The sequence below is a fragment of the Acinetobacter entericus genome, assembly GCF_026168575.1.
Classification (GTDB): domain Bacteria; phylum Pseudomonadota; class Gammaproteobacteria; order Pseudomonadales; family Moraxellaceae; genus Acinetobacter; species Acinetobacter bouvetii.
In genome coordinates, this window is sequence record NZ_JAPEQW010000115.1 from 1 (window position 1) to 781 (window position 781).

A 781-nucleotide genomic window follows, 5' to 3' on the forward strand; every position below is an offset into this window, starting at 1 on the left:
CTCTCTTGCCGTGTTTCAATATTCTGATAGCTTTTACATTGATATCCTTATGTTCACCAACAAGATACGCCCACGCCAATGCAATACAGACCATCGCCGTAAGACGAGCGATGCGGTCGATGTCGCGCAGGTGGGTGTCCTCGATGTTGAAGCCGGAGGATTTCATAGCTCTGAAGCATGTCTCAATCTGCCATCGTTGTTTGTAAGTGGCAACGGCCTCTTCGGGGCGGTTATAACAAATCAGAATTTGCAGTTCAGGCACGCCATCGGAGTTTTTCAGCAAGGCTCCGGAAATATAGACATATTCCCCTTTGAGGAGAAACAGCTTGTCGTAGACACGTTCCTGGCCGAGCTTAAGACCGTGAAACAGATGCCACGCCCTGACATCCTGGCAGGATTTGGGATTGCGCAACCAAAAATTCTGTTTAATCCGCAGATAGTATCGGATGCGTCTGTTGTTGAGATATTCGACCCATTCCTTGCCGACAAACTCGCGGTCGGCAACAAGAGAGTCGATACACTCGGCTCCGAACAACCGTATAAATCTATCAATCAGCCGCGTCCGTTCTTTCCAATTGGAATTGCCGCGTTTGTCGAGCATGGTAAAGAGCAGAGGAAAGGCAACACCCTTGTAAGTGACACCAAGCATAAGGATATTGATGTTGACCTCACCGAATTTCCAGTTGGTGCGGTCAAGGCTCAGGACCAGTCCTGTCTTGACGGGCAGAAGAGCAAATATCACTTTGGCGATAAGGTCAAGGTTGAGGGCATATCCGGCAAG

At 49.0% G+C, this 781-nt stretch carries 1 protein-coding gene; it reads right to left on the reverse strand.

Going from position 1 to position 781, the window contains the following annotated elements; all coding sequences use genetic code 11:
* Positions 1-781 (reverse strand): IS4 family transposase (locus tag OKC24_RS19805; protein WP_265466301.1); only part of this gene is annotated, 781 nt, incomplete at both ends.